Source organism: Pseudomonas sp. IT-P100 (assembly GCF_949767185.1).
Taxonomy (GTDB): Bacteria; Pseudomonadota; Gammaproteobacteria; order Pseudomonadales; family Pseudomonadaceae; genus Aquipseudomonas; species Aquipseudomonas fluorescens_B.
This window is the reverse complement of the sequence record NZ_CATKQK010000059.1, coordinates 237,064-254,639: the sequence shown is the minus strand read 5'-3', so window position 1 is coordinate 254,639 and position 17,576 is coordinate 237,064. Positions and strand designations below refer to the sequence as shown.

Genomic DNA, 17,576 nt, shown 5'->3' with positions numbered 1-17,576 from the left:
GGGCAAATTTTGCACGGCAGCCCAAAGGAAGCCCCATGAATCTGCCTCCCCGTCAGCAGCAAATCCTCGAACTGGTTCGCGAACGCGGCTATGTCAGCATCGAGGAAATGGCCACGCTGTTCGTCGTTACACCGCAAACCATCCGCCGCGACATCAATCAGCTCGCGGAAGCCAATTTGTTGCGTCGCTACCATGGCGGCGCGGCCTACGATTCCAGTGTCGAAAACACCGCCTACGCCATGCGCGCCGATCAGATGCGCGATGAAAAGCAGCGTATCGGCGAAGCCATTGCCGCCCAGATCCCCGATCACGCCTCGCTGTTCATCAACATCGGCACCACGACCGAATCGATTGCCCGGGCGCTGCTCAACCACAATCACCTGAAGATCATCACCAATAACCTGCACGTGGCCTCGATGCTCAGCGCCAAGGACGACTTCGATGTCCTGCTGACCGGTGGCAATGTGCGGCGTGACGGAGGGGTGGTCGGTCAGGCGAGTGTCGACTTCATTAACCAGTTCAAGGTCGATTTTGCCTTGGTCGGCATCAGCGGTATCGATGAAGACGGCAGCCTGCTGGACTTCGACTACCAGGAAGTACGGGTGTCGCAAGCGATCATTGCCAATGCCCGGCAGGTGATTCTGGCGGCGGACTCCAGCAAGTTCGGGCGCAACGCCATGGTTCGCCTGGGGCCGATCAGTTTGATCGATTGCCTGGTGACGGATCAGCAGCCTGTGCCGGCGTTGGCGCAGCTGTTGAGTCAGCACAAGATTCGACTCGAAGTGGTTTAACCCCTTTCGAAAACACCACGCTCCCCTGTGGCGAGGGAGCTTGCTCCCGTTCGGCTGCGCAGCAGACGCAGTTCAGACAACATGCTCCTCCTGAAAAACCGCGTTCGCCGGTTCAGGCTGCTTCGCAGCCCAGCGGGAGCAAGCCCCTCGCCACAAAAGCCTCCAACAGCATCATTAATGTTCGGAAATTTTCCTTTGACGGCCCTTCGATCAGTATTTTCAATCGAAGTTGACTGGCTGTGTGCGTCTTTATGGGCTACCATTTTCGCAAATGAACATTTATGTTCGAAATCCAATACCGAAAATCATAAAAGCCCGAGGCCAGCCGATGCCCACTTCTACCTTGCCTACGCCCCCTCTCGCTGAGGTCTACGACATTGCCGTCATCGGTGGCGGGATCAATGGCGTGGGGATCGCAGCGGATGCCGCCGGCCGCGGTCTTTCGGTGTTCCTTTGCGAAAAGGATGATCTTGCCAGCCACACCTCGTCGGCCAGCAGCAAACTGATCCACGGTGGCCTGCGCTACCTCGAACATTACGAATTCCGCCTGGTACGTGAAGCCCTTGCGGAGCGCGAAGTGTTGTTGGCCAAGGCGCCACACATCGTCAAGCAAATGCGTTTCGTGCTGCCGCACCGTCCGCACCTGCGTCCGGCGTGGATGATCCGCGCCGGTTTGTTCCTTTATGACAACCTGGGCAAACGGGAAAAACTGGAAGGTTCGAAAAGCCTGAAGTTCGGCCCGGACAGCCCGCTGAAAAGCGAAATCACCAAAGGCTTCGAGTATTCCGATTGCTGGGTCGACGATGCTCGCCTGGTGGTACTGAATGCCATGGCCGCCCGCGAGAAAGGCGCCCACGTTCACACCCAGACCCGTTGCGTCAGCGCTCGTCGCACCAAAGGCCTGTGGCACCTGCACCTGGAACGCGCCGACGGCAGTCTGTTTTCGATTCGCGCCAAGGCGCTGGTGAATGCGGCCGGCCCGTGGGTCGCCAAGTTCATTCGTGACGACCTGAAAATGGAATCGCCCTATGGCATCCGCCTCATCCAGGGCAGCCACCTGATCGTGCCGAAGCTGTACGAAGGCGAACACGCGCATATTCTGCAAAACGAAGATCAGCGCATCGTGTTCACCATCCCGTACCTGAACCACTTCACCCTGATCGGCACCACCGACCGCGAATACACCGGCGATCCGGCGAAGGTCGCAATCACCGAAGGTGAAACCGATTACCTGTTGAAAGTGGTCAACGCTCACTTCAAAAAGCAGATCAGCCGCGACGACATCCTGCACAGCTATTCCGGTGTTCGTCCGCTGTGCAATGACGAATCCGACAATCCGTCGGCCGTCACCCGCGATTACACCCTGGCCTTGTCGGGCACGGGCGAAGAAGCGCCGCTGCTGTCGGTGTTCGGTGGCAAGCTGACCACCTACCGCAAACTGGCCGAGTCGGCGCTGGCACAACTGGCGCCGTACTTCACCCACATCAAGCCGAGCTGGACCGCCACCGCGACCCTGCCGGGCGGCGAAGACATGACCACCCCGCAGGCGCTGAGCTCACGGATTCGTGACCAGTTCGACTGGGTGCCGACTGAAATTTCCCGCCGCTGGGCCACGACCTACGGCAGCCGCACGTGGCGCATGCTCGAAGGCGTGCAGAGCCTCAGCGATCTGGGCGAACACATTGGCGGCGGTCTCTACACCCGCGAAATCGATTACCTGTGCAGCGAAGAGTGGGCGACCACGGCGCATGACATTCTGTGGCGCCGCAGCAAGCTAGGGTTGTTCACCACCCCGGATGAGCAACAGAAGCTCGCGGATTATCTGAGCAAGGTCGAGCAGAACCGCAGCAAGATCGAAGCGGCCTGATCGCATCCGCGCTAAACGAAAGCCCCTGAATCTCGCGATTCAGGGGCTTTTTTGCATTCATGTCGCTCCCTCGCTCCCGCAGGGAATATGCAGGCACAAGATTTCGTTCGGTTTTCCGAACGCGACTTGTCGGTCTATTCGGTTAACCGGATTCTCTAACCCAAAATAACACGCCGCGAATATTTAATATCGTTATAAATCAATGAATTAACCTTAACCACCTGGCCTGGCACGAGTCATGCTCTACACTTTTGGACGAATGCTTGTTGCGCGGTCCTTAGAAGCCGACGGACATTCGAAGCACAAAAGGGCCGATGAACTGGCTCCATAAAAAAAACAATGTCGAGGAAAATTTGATGCGCATCGTTCCCCATATCCTGGGCGCAGCCATTGCTGCCGCTCTGATTACCACTCCAGTTTTCGCTGCCGAACTCACCGGCACACTGAAGAAGATCAAAGAGTCCGGCACCATCACCCTCGGGCATCGTGACGCTTCCATTCCGTTTTCCTATATCGCGGACGCTTCCGGCAAACCGGTTGGCTACTCCCACGATATCCAGCTGAAAATTGTTGAAGCGATCAAGAAAGACCTGGACCTGCCTAACCTTCAGGTCAAATACAACCTGGTGACCTCGCAAACCCGTATTCCGCTGGTGCAGAACGGCACCGTGGACCTGGAATGCGGTTCCACCACCAACAACGTCGAGCGTCAGCAGCAAGTTGACTTCTCCGTCGGCATCTTCGAAATCGGCACCAAGCTGCTGGCCAAGAAGGATTCGCCGTACAAAGACTTCGCCGATCTGAAAGGCAAGAACGTAGTGACCACAGCGGGCACCACGTCCGAGCGTATTCTGAAGTCGATGAACGCCGACAAGCAGATGGGCATGAATGTCATCTCCGCCAAGGACCACGGCGAATCCTTCCAGATGCTGGAATCGGGTCGTGCCGTTGCGTTCATGATGGACGACGCACTGCTGGCCGGTGAAATGGCCAAGGCCAAGAAGCCGACTGACTGGGCTGTGACGGGCACTGCACAATCCTACGAAATCTACGGCTGCATGGTCCGCAAGGGCGACGAGCCGTTCAAGAAGGCTGTAGACGACGCCATTGTGGCGACCTACAAATCCGGCGAGATCAACAAGATCTACGAAAAATGGTTCATGCAGCCAATCCCGCCTAAAGGCCTGAACCTGATGTTCCCGATGAGCGACGAGCTCAAGGCCCTGATCGCCAATCCGACCGATAAAGCGGCTGACGACAAGAAATCCTGATTTCTGACTAACCTTACCTCCTGAGAGGGCTACTACTCTTTCAGGAGGTTGTCACTCCCTGCTGGCATTTCTGGAAACACTCGAACAGGCGGCTGTCGAGCCGATCGCGTGTGCCTGACTCTCAAGTCGGGCGGGAACGGAGCTTCCCCAGGCGGGCACTAGTACATCGATCGAATCCGAGGGGAGACCCTAATGAATTACAACTGGGACTGGGGCGTGTTCTTCAAGTCTACCGGCGTGGGCAGCGAAATTTATTTCGACTGGTACCTCACCGGCCTGGGCTGGACCATCGCCATCGCCATCGTGGCCTGGATCATCGCCCTGACGCTGGGCTCGATCCTGGGCGTCATGCGCACCGTACCGAATCGCATCGTGTCGGGCATCGCAACCTGCTACGTCGAACTGTTTCGTAACGTGCCGCTGCTGGTGCAGCTGTTCATCTGGTACTTCCTGGTGCCCGACCTGCTGCCACAAAACCTGCAGGACTGGTACAAACAGGACCTGAACCCGACCACCTCGGCGTTCCTCAGCGTTGTTGTCTGCCTGGGCCTGTTCACCACGGCTCGCGTTTGCGAACAAGTACGCACAGGCATTCAGGCGTTGCCGAAAGGCCAGGAAGCCGCTGCTCGCGCCATGGGCTTCAAGCTGCCACAGATCTACTGGAACGTGCTGCTGCCCCAGGCTTACCGGATCATCATTCCGCCGCTCACCTCGGAATTCTTGAACGTGTTCAAGAACACCTCCGTCGCCTCGCTGATCGGTCTGATGGAGTTGCTCGCACAGACCAAACAGACCGCCGAGTTTTCCGCGAACCTGTTCGAAGCCTTCACCCTGGCAACGCTGATCTACTTCACCCTGAACATGGGCCTGATGCTGCTGATGCGCCTGGTCGAGAAGAAAGTCGCCGTACCGGGCCTGATCTCCGTAGGGGGTAAATGATGGAATTCGACTTCTCGGGCATCATCCCGTCCCTGCCAGGACTGTGGAACGGCATGGTGATGACCCTGCAACTGATGGCGCTGGGCGTTATCGGCGGCATCATCCTCGGCACGGTCCTCGCGCTGATGCGCCTGTCCCACAGCAAACTGCTGTCGAACCTTGCCGGCGCCTACGTTAACTACTTCCGTTCGATCCCGCTCCTGCTGGTCATCACCTGGTTCTACCTGGCGGTGCCGTTCGTGCTGCGCTGGATCACTGGCGAAGACACGCCGATCGGCGCGTTCGCTTCATGCATCGTGGCCTTCATGATGTTCGAAGCGGCGTACTTCTGCGAAATCGTCCGCGCCGGCGTGCAGTCGATTCCCAAAGGCCAGATGGGCGCTGCCCAAGCCCTGGGCATGACGTACGGCCAGATGATGCGTCTGATCATCCTGCCGCAAGCGTTCCGCAAGATGACCCCGCTGCTGCTGCAACAGAGCATCATTCTGTTTCAGGACACCTCACTGGTGTATGCGGTCGGTCTGGTGGACTTCCTCAATGCCTCGCGTGCCAGTGGCGACATCATCGGCCGCTCGAATGAGTTCCTGATCTTCGCAGGTCTCGTGTACTTCACAATCAGCTTTGCCGCCTCGCTGCTGGTCAAGCGTCTGCAAAAAAGGTTTGCCGTATGATCTCTATCAAGAATGTCAACAAGTGGTATGGCGACTTCCAGGTACTGACTGACTGCAGCACCGAGGTCAAAAAAGGCGAAGTGATCGTGGTTTGCGGCCCGTCCGGTTCCGGCAAATCCACCTTGATCAAATGCGTCAACGCGCTGGAACCGTTCCAGAAAGGCGACATCGTCGTCGACGGCACGTCCATCGCCGACCCAAAGACCAACCTGCCGAAACTGCGCTCTCGCGTGGGCATGGTGTTCCAGCATTTCGAGCTGTTCCCGCACCTGACCATCACCGAAAACCTGACCATCGCGCAGATCAAGGTGTTGGGCCGCAGCAAGGAAGAGGCCACCAAGAAAGGCCTGCAATTGCTCGAGCGCGTCGGTCTCTCGGCGCACGCTCACAAGCATCCGGGCCAGCTCTCCGGTGGTCAGCAACAGCGTGTGGCGATTGCCCGTGCGCTGGCAATGGACCCGATCGTCATGCTGTTCGACGAACCAACCTCGGCGCTCGACCCTGAAATGGTCAACGAAGTGCTCGACGTGATGGTGCAACTGGCCCACGAAGGCATGACCATGATGTGCGTAACCCACGAAATGGGCTTCGCCCGCAAAGTGGCGGACCGGGTGATCTTCATGGACGCCGGCAAAATCATCGAAGACTGCAAGAAAGAGGAGTTCTTCGGCGACATCAGCCACCGTGCCGAGCGTACCCAGCATTTCCTCGCCAAGATTCTGCAGCACTAAAACGGTACTGCTCTCTCAGGAGGGCAGGATTGCTCTTGTGGCGAGGGAGCTTGCTCCCGCTGGGTCGCGAAGCGGCCCCAAACCCGGCAAATGCATGTATCTGACACACCGCATTTACCGGTTTTACGACTGCTTCGCAGCCGAGCGGGAGCAAGCTCCCTCGCCACAGGTTCCGCGTTCGACTGGAAACCAGAGCAAGCCCGTTGCCAAGCTGGTTGACCCAAGGCATCTGTGATGAAATGCGACCCCACTCTCTATCGCGCAGCAAAGCCATCACTCGCCGTGAAACCCCGTCTGATCCGCCATCTGTTCCTGCCGCCGCTGGTCATCGCCCTGATGATCGGATTGGGTTTTCTCGGCTTCTGGGTCAGTGAGCACTACGGAATCCGCAGCCTCAGCGAGAACGGCCAGCGTCAGCTCGAACTGCACGCCCGCGCCGTCGAGAGCGAGATCAGCAAATACACCTACCTGCCCAGCTTGCTGGAACTCGAATCCAGCGTCTCGAAGCTGTTGGCCGACCCGTCTCCGGAACACCGGCAAACGGTCAATGAATACCTCGAAGGCCTGAACCGGCGCAGCCGCAGTCGGGCCATCTACGTGATGGACACCACCGGTCGTGTCATGGCCACCAGCAACTGGCGCGACGTCGACAGTTACCTCGGTGAAGACCTGTCCTTCCGCGCCTACTTCCAGAACGCCGTGCGCGGCCAGCCGGGCCGTTTCTATGGCATCGGCAGCACCAACGGCGAACCCGGTTATTACCTGGCCCATGGCCTGGAAGAACACGGCAAGATCATCGGTGTCGCGGTGGTCAAAGTCCGCCTCGAAGCCATGGAAGAACGCTGGCAGCGCGCGCGCCTCGAAGCCTTTGTCAGCGACGAAAACGGCATCATCATTCTCTCCAGCGATCCGGCGCGCCGGCTGAAATCAGTCGTGCCACTGAGCGACGAGACCAAGGAGAAACTCGCCCGCAGCCTTCAGTACTACTGGTTTCCACTGAACGAACTGCAACCGCTGGCCCGGGAAAAACTGGCCGAAGGCGAAGAAAAACTGACCTTCCCGGCCAACAGCGAAGTGGAGTCCGACGAAGAGGACATCAGTTACCTCTCGCAAACCCGCCCCTTGAGCGACACCCCGTGGAATTTCACCCTGCTCACGCCGCTGCAGGATTTGCGTCGCGAAGCGATCAATCAGGGGATTCTGGTGGCCGTGGCGTTTGCCCTGGTGGCGTTCCTGCTGATTGCCTGGAACGAGCGCCGCAAGGTGATCGCCACCCGCCTCGCCGCCCGGGAAGCCTTGCAGGAAGCCAACAATCAACTGGAGCGTCGGATTACCGAACGCACCACCGATCTGCGCGCCAGCAACGAGCGACTCAAGGGTCAGATCCGCGAACGCCGTCAGGCCGAAGAGACATTGCGGCGCGCCCAGGATGAACTGGTGCAGGCCGGAAAACTCGCCGCCATCGGCCAGATGTCCACCAGCATCGCCCACGAATTGAATCAACCGCTGGCGGCGCTACGCACCCTGTCCGGCAACACCGTGCGCTTTCTCGAGCGCGGGCAACTGGATGTGGCCAGCACCAACCTCAAGACCATCAACGAACTGATCGATCGCATGGGCCGGATCACCGCCAGCCTGCGCTCCTTTGCCCGGCGCGGCGACGACAAGGGCCAGGCCTGCCTCGGCAAAGCAATGGACGCCGCGCTGCAACTGCTCGGCGGACGCGTGGAAAGTGTCCCGCTGCAATTACATCGAGAATACGCCGACGTACAGGTGCAGATTGACCAGACCCGCCTGGAGCAGATTCTGGTCAACCTGATCGGCAACGCCCTCGATGCCATGCAGTCGCAGCCCCAACCGGAGCTGTGGCTTGAAGGCGAAGAGTTCGATGGCAAATATCGCCTGCGGGTCCGCGACAACGGTCATGGCATCGACGCCGAAGCGCGCAAGCACCTGTTCGAACCGTTCTTCACCACCAAACCCGGTGAGCAGGGTCTGGGCCTCGGCCTGACCCTTTCCGCCAGCCTGGCCGCCGCGACGGGCGGACATTTGGGTGTCGAGCACCCGGCCAGCGGTGGTACCACCTTCGTCCTCAGTTTACCGTTGGTAAGCCCTACTCCTGCCGAGCCAATATGAACAACGACCTTAGTGTGCTGATCGTCGAAGACGACCCCCATGTGCTGCTCGGCTGCCAACAGGCGCTGACCCTGGAAGACATTCCCTGCGTCGGCGTGGGCAGTGCCGAAGAAGCGCTGGAGCGGGTCGGCGACAATTTTGCCGGCATCGTCATCAGCGATATTCGCCTGCCCGGCATCGACGGCCTCGAACTCCTGACCCGGCTCAAGGCTCGCGATCGCAGCCTGCCGGTGGTGCTGATAACCGGCCACGGCGACATCTCCATGGCCGTCGGCGCAATGCAGAAAGGCGCCTATGATTTCATGGAGAAACCCTTCTCCCCGGAACGGCTGGTGGATGTCGCACGTCGTGCGCTGGAACAACGCAGCCTGGCGCGGGAAGTGTCTTCGCTGCGTCGGCAACTGGCGGAACGGGATTCCCTGGAAGGCCGGATCATCGGCCGCTCGCCAGCGATGCAGAACCTGCGGGAATTGATCGCCAACGTCGCCGACACTTCGGCCAACGTGCTGATCGAAGGCGAAACCGGCACCGGCAAGGAACTTGTCGCACGCTGCCTGCACGACTTCAGTCGGCGTCACACCAAGCAGTTCGTCGCGCTGAACTGCGGTGGACTGCCGGAGAACCTTTTCGAAAGTGAAATCTTCGGCCACGAAGCCAACGCCTTCACCGGCGCCGGCAAGCGGCGGATCGGCAAGATCGAACACGCCGACGGCGGTACGCTGTTCCTCGACGAAGTGGAAAGCATGCCGCTGCCGTTGCAGATCAAACTGCTGCGGGTGTTGCAGGAACGCACCCTCGAACGCCTCGGCTCGAACCAGAGTGTGGCGGTGGATTGCCGGGTGATCGCGGCGACCAAATCCGACCTCGACGAGTCGAGCAAGGCCGGCGAATTCCGCAGCGACCTGTATTACCGCCTGAATGTGGTGACCCTGGAACTGCCGCCGCTGCGCGAACGCCGCGAAGACATCCTGCAACTGTTCGAACACTTCCTGCAGCAGTCGTCCTTGCGCTTCGACCGCGCGGTACCGGAGCTGGACAACCAGACCCTGTCAAACCTGATGAGCCACGACTGGCCGGGCAACGTGCGCGAACTGCGCAACGTCGCCGAGCGTTTTGCCCTCGGCCTGCCGGCCTTCAAGAAAACCGGTACCAGCGGCAGCAATCAGGGCCTGGCCTTTGCCGAAGCGGTGGAAGCCTTCGAACGCAACCTGCTCAGCGACGCCTTGCAACGCAGCGGCGGCAACCTGACCCAGGCCAGCCTGGAACTGGGCATGGCCAAAACCACCCTGTTCGACAAAGTGAAGAAGTACGGGCTGAGCCACTGACGGACCTGATGCTCAAGGCTGGCTCCGGGCGGTGTTCCGACGAAGACGGCGTGTCAGACACTTCATGACTGTTCCGTCGCCTTCGCCGGCACGTCGGATCACCGCACCGATCGCTCCTGCAGGTTCTGCGTTTTACTGCCCGTAAACCTTCTGCAACTGCGCTTGCGTCAGCGCATCCTCGAACGGCACCGGCACTGATTTCACTGCGCCGTAGAGGTTGCGATAACGCCAATAGGTGCCGTTATTCGCCAACTGATAACCGCGCTCTACCACACGCTGGCCATCGAGCACATACCGCAAGGTTTCCTGGGCGGCCTCCGGCGGTGCCGGCAGCATCAGGTCGGTGGCTAAAACACGCATGGACTCGTCGATGCACTCGTCGAGCACGGCCGTGACCCTCGCCAGATCCAGAGTGCCGTCGTCGATGCATTGCTTGCCGCAACGCCGAACTGGCTGGCTCGCCACTTCAATGCGCATGCGGTACAGCGCCGAACCGGCAATGTCCTGGACCTGCACCTGATTGACCAGCACAAAGCTGCCGCGATCGGGGGTGAGCATCAGTTTCGGTTCGATCACCAGCCGCGCGGTGACTTGCCCCTCACCTTGTTTCAGCCCGGCCACTTGCGACGCTTGTTGATAGCGCTGTTGCAGACGTTCCTGCAATGGCACGCCGGCGAGCAGGTCGGCCATCGGACGCGAATCCTTGAGCGCAGAGTTTTCTGCATCGCGCTGCAAGCTGCCGCTGCCCATCTGAGTGTTGATCAGGCTCGCCACCAGCAAACCTGCCAGTCCTGCCGCATTGGCACCCGCCACCAGGTTATGACTCGACGAAGCCGCCTTCTGCGCCGCCTCGGCGTCAATCACCGTGCTGGCACCGACAAACGCCTGCGGCAGTTGCATGTCCACTTTCAGTCCATGAGCCTGGACGTAGGACGCGGCACTCTGCGACTTGAAACCGGCCTCGGGCGCCGGTTTCTGCGCGCAACCGGCGAGCACCAGCAGGGCCAGCGCACTGGCCCCCATGATCGAGCGCTTCATTGCTCGAACGGTGTGATCATTTGCTGACGACTATTGTCCATGGCCTGGTAGAAGGCATTGGACAGGTTGGTGTAGGTCGGCTCATCCCACTCGCCCTGAGCCGCTTGCACCGCCGCGAAGGGTTTGAACCACAACAGTTTGTTGTCGGCCAGATCGACCACCAGGCCCTGCCCGCTCACCTGCGCCATCGGCACGCTGGTCGGCACGAATCCGTAGTAGCTGCGGGTGGCGCCGGTGGCGAAGACATTCACCAGCAACAGGCGATCGACGCCGTAAGCGCCCTTGATCGGAGTCAGGTCCCGGCCCATGTAGCCTTCGCGGAAACTGGTTTGCTTATAGACATTCAGGTCGACCGGCTCATTGATCCTCTTGACCTTGTAGCCCTTGGCCTGCAGTTTGGCGACGATGACATCCGGCAACGTGTTCAGGTCGCGCACTTGCCATTTTTCGACGTTGTCGCTGAGTTTGCTGTTCACGCCCCGATTGATCGCGTAATCGAGCATCCCCTGTTGACCGGTCAGTGCCAGCACCGGTGCCGGCACCACAGTGATGGCAACGCCGATGGTCGGCTCCTTGGCATCCCAGAATTGTTTATCCAGCGGAACAGGCGGTTGGACGTGGGCGCAGCCGGTAAGGCTCAGGCAAGCGAGTAAAGTGAGCGCTGCCCACGTGCGAAAGGCGTGAAGAGTCATGGATCAAATCCCTATGATTGAAATCGTTGCTGCCTATATCGGCAAGAACGGCTGAAACCATAGTGGCATATTGATATATTTCTATTCAACTGCGATCCGATCAACTGACCGTGCCGCCCTTCGCCTCGCTCATGATCTGTCGAATCGCCCCGACAAAGGTTTCCACCGGCTGCCCGCCGCTGACCGCGTACTGCCCGTTGAAGACCACGGTCGGCACCGAACTGACGCCGCGGGACAGCCACAACTGCTCTTCCTCCCGCACCTCCCTGGCGAACTCGTCCGATGCCAGAATCGCCTCGGCCCGCTGCCGGTCCAGCCCAACGCTTTGCGCGATCTGCGCCAACTGAGCGTGGTCGGAAGGATTGCCGCCGTCGGTGAAATACGCCTTGAACAGCGCCTCCTTCAGATTGAACTGCAACCCTTCCAGCCCCGCCCAGTACAACAAACGGTGAGCATCGAAAGTGTTGTAGATGCGGCTGTTACCGTCCGTGCGAAAGGCAAAGCCGACTTCGGCGCCGCGTGCGCGAATCATCTCGCGGTTCTTTTGCGATTGCTCCGGGGTCGAACCGTATTTCTCGGTGATGTGTTCGGTGATGTTCTGCCCTTCAGGGCTCATCTTCGGATTCAGCTCGAACGGCTGGAAACGGATTTCGGCCTGGACCTCGTCGCCCAGCAAATCCAGAGCGCGGGTCAGGCCGTACAGACCCACAACGCACCACGGGCAGGACACGTCGCTGACGAAATCGATCTTCAGGGGAGCACTCATCACACACCTCACAGGCTGAACACAGGCCGAAAATGATGAACGATACACCTGTGGAAGCGGCATGGTTGTCTGTCTGCAAGAGACAGGTCGCCTTCGCCAGAATGCCGGTCCCGTTCCCACAGTGGATTTCGGTGCTACAGAAGGTTGTGTTCAACCACAGGATCAATCTGCGCCCAATGCGAAGTGTCTTCGCGATGAGCCTGCAGATAAGGCAACACCGCCGCCAGCAACGGTGCTTTAAACGCCTCCTGAAAACGATGGGCCAACCCAGGAATCAGCTTCAACTGACTACCTTGAATATGCGCCGCCAAATGCACCCCATGCATCACCGGCAACAGCGGATCGGCAGTGCCATGAACCACCAGCGTCGGCACCCGCAACTGATTAAGCAACGCCACCCGACTTGGCTCCGCGAGGATCGCCATGATCTGGCGCTTCACACCCTCGGGGTTGAACGCCCGGTCATAAGACAGCGCCGCCTGATGCAGCAGGGCCTGCCGATCATCGTTCACCGTCGGACTCCCCAGCGCTGCCAGCAAGTCGGCCTGCTGCTCGAGCGCCACTTCGCGATTCGGCGCACCACGGCGCGAGAGCAACTGCACCAAGGCCGCATTGGGCGCCGGCAAACCTTCGGCACCGGAAGTGGTCATGATCAACGTCAGACTCTCGATCCGCTGCGGCGCCATGGCCGCCATATGCTGGGCGATCATCCCGCCCATGCTCGCGCCCAGCACATGGAATTGATCGACGTGCAACGCATCCATCAGACCCAGCGCATCATCGGCCATGTCCGTCAGGGAATACGGTGCCGAAACCGGCAAACCGAGTTTGTAGCGCAGCACTTCGAAGGTCAGATTGGCGTCGACCGGCGCCTGTCGCCAGGTGGACAGGCCGACATCGCGATTGTCATATCGAATCACCCGAAAGCCCTGCTGGCAGAGCGCAACCACCACCTCGTCCGGCCAGTGAATCAACTGCCCGCCCAGCCCCATCACCAGCAGTAGTGCCGGGTCCGAGGCACGGCCGATGCTCTGGTACGCCAGGCTCACCTGCGCCAGATCGGCGTATTCGGTCGGAACATTCACATCACATCGAGAGGCCGCAAAGGACGGCAGGCCGAACAACAACGCGGCCAGGAAAACCGCTGTCGAAAAAAAACGTGCACTCATGAAAAAACACCGAAACGCAGAACCCCAGTAGAGCGCGAGTCTGATGAAGTTTGATCAAGCGCGCTGCCACAGTTACGTGACAGTTTGATGAAGAGTGCTGAACGGTCATATTCAACACCGCGCTTTCATTCATCGTCCGGGCAGACGCCACAGAAGCTTAAGCCAACTGACTCCGCAACTGCCGCGCCGCCGCCACCATGTTCACCAACGCCGCTTCCGTCTCCGGCCAAGCCCGGGTTTTCAGACCGCAATCCGGGTTCACCCACAACCGTTCCGCCGGAATCCGCTTCACGGCCTTGCTCATCAACTTGACCATCTCCGCCGTGTCCGGCACCCGTGGCGAGTGAATGTCATACACACCCGGGCCGATATCGTTCGGGTAGTCGAACGCTTCGAAGGCCTCCAGCAATTCCATGTCCGAACGCGAGGTTTCAATGGTGATCACGTCAGCATCCATCGCCGCGATGGCCTCGATCACGTCGTTGAATTCGCTGTAGCACATGTGGGTGTGGATCTGGGTTTCATCGCGCACACCGGACGCACTCAAGCGAAACGCTTGCACCGCCCAATCGAGGTATTCCTGCCATTGCGCCCGACGCAGCGGCAAACCTTCGCGGAACGCCGCTTCGTCGATCTGGACGATCTTGATGCCGGCGTTTTCCAGGTCCAGCACCTCGTCACGCAGGGCCAGCGCCAACTGCTGCGCCTGGACTTTGCGCGAAACGTCTTCCCGCGGGAACGACCACATCAGCATGGTCACCGGACCGGTGAGCATGCCTTTCATGACTTTGTCGGTCAGGCTTTGCGCATAAGTGATCCAGTCGACAGTCATGGCGTTCGGACGGCTCAGGTCGCCGTAGATGATCGCCGGTTTCACACAACGGGAACCGTAGCTCTGTACCCAGCCAAAACGGGTGAACAGGTAGCCGTCCAGCTGCTCGGCGAAATACTCCACCATGTCGTTGCGTTCGGCTTCACCATGGACCAGCACATCCAGGCCCAGGCGTTCCTGGACTTGCACGGCGTGGCGGATTTCGCTGTGCATGGCGTCGGTGTAATCGTTGGCCGACAGCTTGCCTTGCTTGAACGCCTGACGCGCCAGGCGGATCGAACCGGTCTGCGGGAACGAACCGATGGTGGTGGTCGGAAACGCCGGTAGCTTCAACCTTGTGCGCTGTTGCTCGATGCGTTTGGCAAACGGCGAGTGGCGCTGGCTGTCGGCTGCACCGATGGCGTTGATGCGGGCTTGCACTTGCGCTTTGTGGATACGCGGAGACTCGGCGCGGCTGGCCTGAATCGCCCGGCTTTCGCCCAGGGCGGCTTGCACCTTGGGCGACTGCGGGTCGTTAAGTGCATCACGCAGCACAGCGATTTCGCCACACTTCTGCACGGCAAACGCCAGCCAGCTTTTCAGTTCCGGATCGAGTTTGTCTTCACGCTCCAGGTCCACCGGACTGTGCAGCAACGAGCAGGAACTGCTGACCCACAGGTTGTCGCCAAAGCGTTCCTGGGCCAATTGCAGTTGTGCGAGCACCGGCTCCAGTTCGCAACGCCAGACGTTGCGGCCGTTGACCAGGCCCACCGAGAGAATCTTGTAGGTCGGCAGACGATCGAGCACGTGGAGCAGTTGGTCGGGGGCGCGCACCGCATCGATGTGCAAACCTTGCACTGGCAAACCGACGGCCAGACCGAGGTTGTCTTGCAGGCCACTGAAGTAGGTCGCCACCAGCTTTTTCAGCGGCGAATACTGGAGGATGTGATAAGCGCGTTCGAAAGCATTTTTCCATTCTTGCGGCAGGTCGAGGGTCAGGATCGGCTCGTCGATCTGCACCCACTCCACGCCTTGGGCGGCGAGACGACCGAGGATTTCGCCGTAGATCGGCAGCAGGCGTTCCAGCAGGTCGAGCTTGTCGAAGTCGTTGCCTTTGGCCTTGCCCAGCCACAGGTACGTCAGCGGGCCGATGATCACTGGTTTGACGTTATGGCCAAGGGCCCGGGCTTCGTCGACTTCGTCGAACAACTGTTCCCAGCTAAGCTTGAACTGTTGGTCTGCGCTGAATTCCGGGACCAGGTAGTGGTAGTTGGTATCGAACCACTTGGTCAGTTCCTGTGCATATTGCGCCTTGGTGTGTTCGCCGCCGCAGCAGGCTGCAGTTGCACCTCGGGCCATGGCGAACAGCGTGTCCAGCGTCGGCAGGCCGTTGGCGTTTTTGGCACTGTCGAAACGCTCCGGGATCACACCAAAGGTTAGGGAATGGGTCAGCACCTGGTCGTACCAGGCGAAGTCGCCGACCGGCAGCAGGTCGATGCCGGCGTCTTTCTGCAATTGCCAGTGGGTGGCGCGCAGTTGGGCACCGACGTTTTTCAGCGCGTCCTGATCGAGATCGCCCTTCCAGTAGGATTCGAGGGCTTTTTTCAGTTCGCGGTCAGCGCCGATGCGTGGAAAACCAAGTGTGTGGGCCAGAGCCATGGTGAGTTCCTTCCTAGATTAGAGGCCGTAAAACATGGCCCTATTGTCGACAGCCAACCCAACATGAGACAAACTCAACCTTTTCGTGTTGATCACAAGTTTTCCTCATGGAGCCCAACCGGTGCTTGAAATCCGCCACTTGAAGACCCTGCACGCCTTGCGCGAAGCCGACAGCCTGGTCGATGCCGCCGACCGCCTGCACCTGACGCAATCAGCCCTGTCCCACCAGTTCAAGGAGCTGGAAGAGCGCATGGGCATGCCGTTGTTCGTACGCAAGACCAAACCGGTGCGTTTCACCAGCGCCGGTTTGCGCCTGCTGCAATTGGCCGACGCCACTTTGCCGCTGCTACGCGGCGCCGAGCGTGATATCGCGCGGCTGGCCGGTGGCACCGCCGGGCGCTTGCACATGGCAATCGAATGCCACAGCTGCTTCCAGTGGCTGATGCCAACCATCGACCAGTTCCGCGATGCGTGGCCGGAAGTCGAACTGGACCTGGCGTCGGGTTTCTCCTTCGCCCCGTTGCCAGCCCTGGCCCGTGGCGATCTGGATCTGGTGGTGACCTCCGATCCGCTGGAAATTGCCGGTATCACCTATGTGCCGCTGTTCACTTATGAAGCGATGCTCGCGGTGGCCAATCAGCACCGTTTGGCGAACAAGGCGTATATCGTTCCTGAAGATTTGCTGACCGAGACCTTGATCACTTACCCGGTGGAGCGTGATCGGCTGGATATTTTCACCCGTTTCCTGGAGCCGGCCGACATCGAACCGGCCCAGGTCCGCACCTCGGAGCTGACGGTGATGATGATGCAACTTGTAGCCAGCGGGCGTGGCGTGTGCGGCATGCCGCACTGGGCGCTGCATGAATACAGTTCACGGGGCTATGTGAAGGCCAAGCGGCTGGGTGAGAAAGGCTTGTTTGCGACGTTGTACGCGGGGATCCGCGCGGACATGCTGGATGCGCCGTACATGCGTGATTTTCTGCTGACGGCGAAGGACACGTCGTTTTCTACGCTGGATGGGGTCAGCGCGGTTCGATAGCCGATACGGTCCCCTGTGGCGAGGGCGCTTGCTCCCGCTCGGCTGCGCAGCAGACGAAAACCAGCCAATGCGGTGTACCTGAGAGAATAAGGTTGCAGGTTTTGGGGACGCTTCGCAGCCCGGCGGGAGCAAGCGCCCTCGCCACAAAAGCGGCCTTATGCCTCAAGTTCCTGGGCGACCTCCCGCCACATGTGGATCTTGTCGAAGTACTCTTCACCAACCCGCAGCGCCAGCGGCTCCAGGCCGAACTGGATGAAGCCGCATCGCTGGTACAAGTTGAACGCCGCTTCGTTGCCGGCGGTGACGGTCAGCTGAACCAGCCTCAGGACCGGGTGGGTTTGCGCCTCGGCCAGCGCCGCCTGCACCAATTGATAACCGAGCCCGCGCTGACGAACCTGGCCGGATACGTACAGGCCGAACAGCGTCGCCTTGTGCCGGGCCTTTTCACGAGGTTCGAAGGCCAGGCCGACGATGCCTGCCAATTGCCCTTGTTCAAATGCGCCGAACAGCACATCGAGCTTGCTGGTCAGGCGCGACTCCCACCAGCTCAGCGGCATCGTCGCGCGCTCACGCACGCTGGAGGTGAACGCCTGAGGATGCAAGTCGTAGGCTTCGAGCATCAGCGCCCGATAGGCGAGTGCATGGCTGGCATCAAGCCGTTCAATCCACAT

General features: G+C 59.8%; 15 protein-coding genes. 9 read left to right on the top strand and 6 right to left on the bottom strand.

Annotation, left to right across the window (positions count from 1 at the left end):
• Positions 1-35: 35 nt before the first annotated feature.
• The 8 genes from ACM6IQ_RS30465 (at position 36) to ACM6IQ_RS30430 (ending at position 9,731) form a co-directional block, all read left to right on the top strand.
• A complete protein-coding gene (locus ACM6IQ_RS30465; RefSeq protein ID WP_017340579.1) occupies positions 36-791 on the top strand; it encodes a DeoR/GlpR family transcriptional regulator in 756 nt (251 codons plus the stop codon).
• 328 nt (positions 792-1,119) lie between these two features.
• Positions 1,120-2,658, top strand: a complete 1,539-nt coding sequence (gene glpD, locus ACM6IQ_RS30460; RefSeq protein ID WP_414880577.1) for a glycerol-3-phosphate dehydrogenase — start codon at positions 1,120-1,122, stop codon at positions 2,656-2,658.
• A 356-nt stretch (positions 2,659-3,014) separates the two neighbouring features.
• Positions 3,015-3,929 carry a glutamate/aspartate ABC transporter substrate-binding protein gene (locus tag ACM6IQ_RS30455; RefSeq protein ID WP_031319096.1) on the top strand — a complete coding sequence of 305 codons (915 nt, stop codon included), beginning with the start codon at positions 3,015-3,017 and terminating at the stop codon, positions 3,927-3,929.
• Positions 3,930-4,121: 192 nt separating this feature from the next.
• On the top strand, positions 4,122-4,868 hold the full coding sequence (locus ACM6IQ_RS30450) for an amino acid ABC transporter permease (protein WP_017340582.1): 747 nt from the start codon (positions 4,122-4,124) through the stop codon (positions 4,866-4,868).
• Positions 4,868-5,539 carry an amino acid ABC transporter permease gene (locus ACM6IQ_RS30445; RefSeq protein WP_414880576.1) on the top strand — a complete coding sequence of 224 codons (672 nt, stop codon included), beginning with the start codon at positions 4,868-4,870 and terminating at the stop codon, positions 5,537-5,539. Before ACM6IQ_RS30450 ends, ACM6IQ_RS30445 begins: the two co-directional genes overlap by 1 nt.
• Positions 5,536-6,270, top strand: a complete 735-nt coding sequence (locus ACM6IQ_RS30440; protein ID WP_017340584.1) for an amino acid ABC transporter ATP-binding protein — start codon at positions 5,536-5,538, stop codon at positions 6,268-6,270. Before ACM6IQ_RS30445 ends, ACM6IQ_RS30440 begins: the two co-directional genes overlap by 4 nt.
• Positions 6,271-6,504: 234 nt before the next feature.
• Positions 6,505-8,406 (top strand): sensor histidine kinase, encoded by a 1,902-nt coding sequence (locus ACM6IQ_RS30435; RefSeq protein ID WP_414880575.1) that lies wholly within the window; start codon positions 6,505-6,507, stop codon positions 8,404-8,406.
• Positions 8,403-9,731: a sigma-54-dependent transcriptional regulator gene (locus tag ACM6IQ_RS30430; protein WP_017340586.1), complete on the top strand. Its 1,329-nt coding sequence runs from the start codon at positions 8,403-8,405 to the stop codon at positions 9,729-9,731. Before ACM6IQ_RS30435 ends, ACM6IQ_RS30430 begins: the two co-directional genes overlap by 4 nt.
• Positions 9,732-9,863: 132 nt before the next feature.
• On the opposite strand, the gene ACM6IQ_RS30425 is transcribed toward ACM6IQ_RS30430, so the two are convergent.
• The 5 genes from ACM6IQ_RS30425 to metE form a co-directional block, all read right to left on the bottom strand.
• A complete protein-coding gene (locus ACM6IQ_RS30425; RefSeq protein WP_017340587.1) occupies positions 9,864-10,769 on the bottom strand; it encodes a hypothetical protein in 906 nt (301 codons plus the stop codon).
• Positions 10,766-11,461 carry a hypothetical protein gene (locus ACM6IQ_RS30420; RefSeq protein ID WP_414880574.1) on the bottom strand — a complete coding sequence of 232 codons (696 nt, stop codon included), beginning with the start codon at positions 11,459-11,461 and terminating at the stop codon, positions 10,766-10,768. The genes ACM6IQ_RS30425 and ACM6IQ_RS30420 overlap by 4 nt, the downstream gene beginning before the upstream one ends.
• Before the next feature lie 100 nt (positions 11,462-11,561).
• Positions 11,562-12,227, bottom strand: coding sequence for a DsbA family oxidoreductase (locus ACM6IQ_RS30415; protein WP_017340589.1), 666 nt, complete (start codon positions 12,225-12,227; stop codon positions 11,562-11,564).
• Positions 12,228-12,361: 134 nt separating this feature from the next.
• On the bottom strand, positions 12,362-13,396 hold the full coding sequence (locus tag ACM6IQ_RS30410) for an alpha/beta fold hydrolase (RefSeq protein ID WP_414880573.1): 1,035 nt from the start codon (positions 13,394-13,396) through the stop codon (positions 12,362-12,364).
• 157 nt (positions 13,397-13,553) lie between these two features.
• The gene (metE, locus tag ACM6IQ_RS30405) at positions 13,554-15,866 is read right to left on the bottom strand and encodes a 5-methyltetrahydropteroyltriglutamate--homocysteine S-methyltransferase (RefSeq protein WP_017340591.1); all 2,313 of its coding nucleotides are present in this window, start codon (positions 15,864-15,866) and stop codon (positions 13,554-13,556) included.
• A gap of 121 nt (positions 15,867-15,987) precedes the next feature.
• On the opposite strand from metE, the gene metR reads away from it, so the two are divergent.
• Entirely contained in the window at positions 15,988-16,905 is a 918-nt protein-coding gene (metR, locus tag ACM6IQ_RS30400) for a transcriptional regulator MetR (RefSeq protein ID WP_017340592.1), read from the top strand.
• 155 nt (positions 16,906-17,060) lie between these two features.
• Here the strand turns inward: metR and ACM6IQ_RS30395 are convergent, their stop codons facing one another.
• The gene (locus ACM6IQ_RS30395) at positions 17,061-17,576 is read right to left on the bottom strand and encodes a GNAT family N-acetyltransferase (RefSeq protein ID WP_414880586.1); all 516 of its coding nucleotides are present in this window, start codon (positions 17,574-17,576) and stop codon (positions 17,061-17,063) included.

What these genes read in the sequence shown, in the direction of transcription:
- ACM6IQ_RS30465 (WP_017340579.1), top strand. Translation starts at nt 36, where the DNA reads ATGAATCTGCCTCCCCGTCAGCAGCAAATCCTCGAACTGGTTCGCGAA.
- glpD (WP_414880577.1), top strand. Translation starts at nt 1,120, where the DNA reads ATGCCCACTTCTACCTTGCCTACGCCCCCTCTCGCTGAGGTCTACGAC.
- ACM6IQ_RS30455 (WP_031319096.1), top strand. Translation starts at nt 3,015, where the DNA reads ATGCGCATCGTTCCCCATATCCTGGGCGCAGCCATTGCTGCCGCTCTG.
- ACM6IQ_RS30450 (WP_017340582.1), top strand. Translation starts at nt 4,122, where the DNA reads ATGAATTACAACTGGGACTGGGGCGTGTTCTTCAAGTCTACCGGCGTG.
- ACM6IQ_RS30445 (WP_414880576.1), top strand. Translation starts at nt 4,868, where the DNA reads ATGGAATTCGACTTCTCGGGCATCATCCCGTCCCTGCCAGGACTGTGG.
- ACM6IQ_RS30440 (WP_017340584.1), top strand. Translation starts at nt 5,536, where the DNA reads ATGATCTCTATCAAGAATGTCAACAAGTGGTATGGCGACTTCCAGGTA.
- ACM6IQ_RS30435 (WP_414880575.1), top strand. Translation starts at nt 6,505, where the DNA reads ATGAAATGCGACCCCACTCTCTATCGCGCAGCAAAGCCATCACTCGCC.
- ACM6IQ_RS30430 (WP_017340586.1), top strand. Translation starts at nt 8,403, where the DNA reads ATGAACAACGACCTTAGTGTGCTGATCGTCGAAGACGACCCCCATGTG.
- ACM6IQ_RS30425 (WP_017340587.1), bottom strand. Translation starts at nt 10,769, where the DNA reads ATGAAGCGCTCGATCATGGGGGCCAGTGCGCTGGCCCTGCTGGTGCTC.
- ACM6IQ_RS30420 (WP_414880574.1), bottom strand. Translation starts at nt 11,461, where the DNA reads ATGACTCTTCACGCCTTTCGCACGTGGGCAGCGCTCACTTTACTCGCT.
- ACM6IQ_RS30415 (WP_017340589.1), bottom strand. Translation starts at nt 12,227, where the DNA reads ATGAGTGCTCCCCTGAAGATCGATTTCGTCAGCGACGTGTCCTGCCCG.
- ACM6IQ_RS30410 (WP_414880573.1), bottom strand. Translation starts at nt 13,396, where the DNA reads ATGAGTGCACGTTTTTTTTCGACAGCGGTTTTCCTGGCCGCGTTGTTG.
- metE (WP_017340591.1), bottom strand. Translation starts at nt 15,866, where the DNA reads ATGGCTCTGGCCCACACACTTGGTTTTCCACGCATCGGCGCTGACCGC.
- ACM6IQ_RS30395 (WP_414880586.1), bottom strand. Translation starts at nt 17,576, where the DNA reads ATGTGGATTGAACGGCTTGATGCCAGCCATGCACTCGCCTATCGGGCG.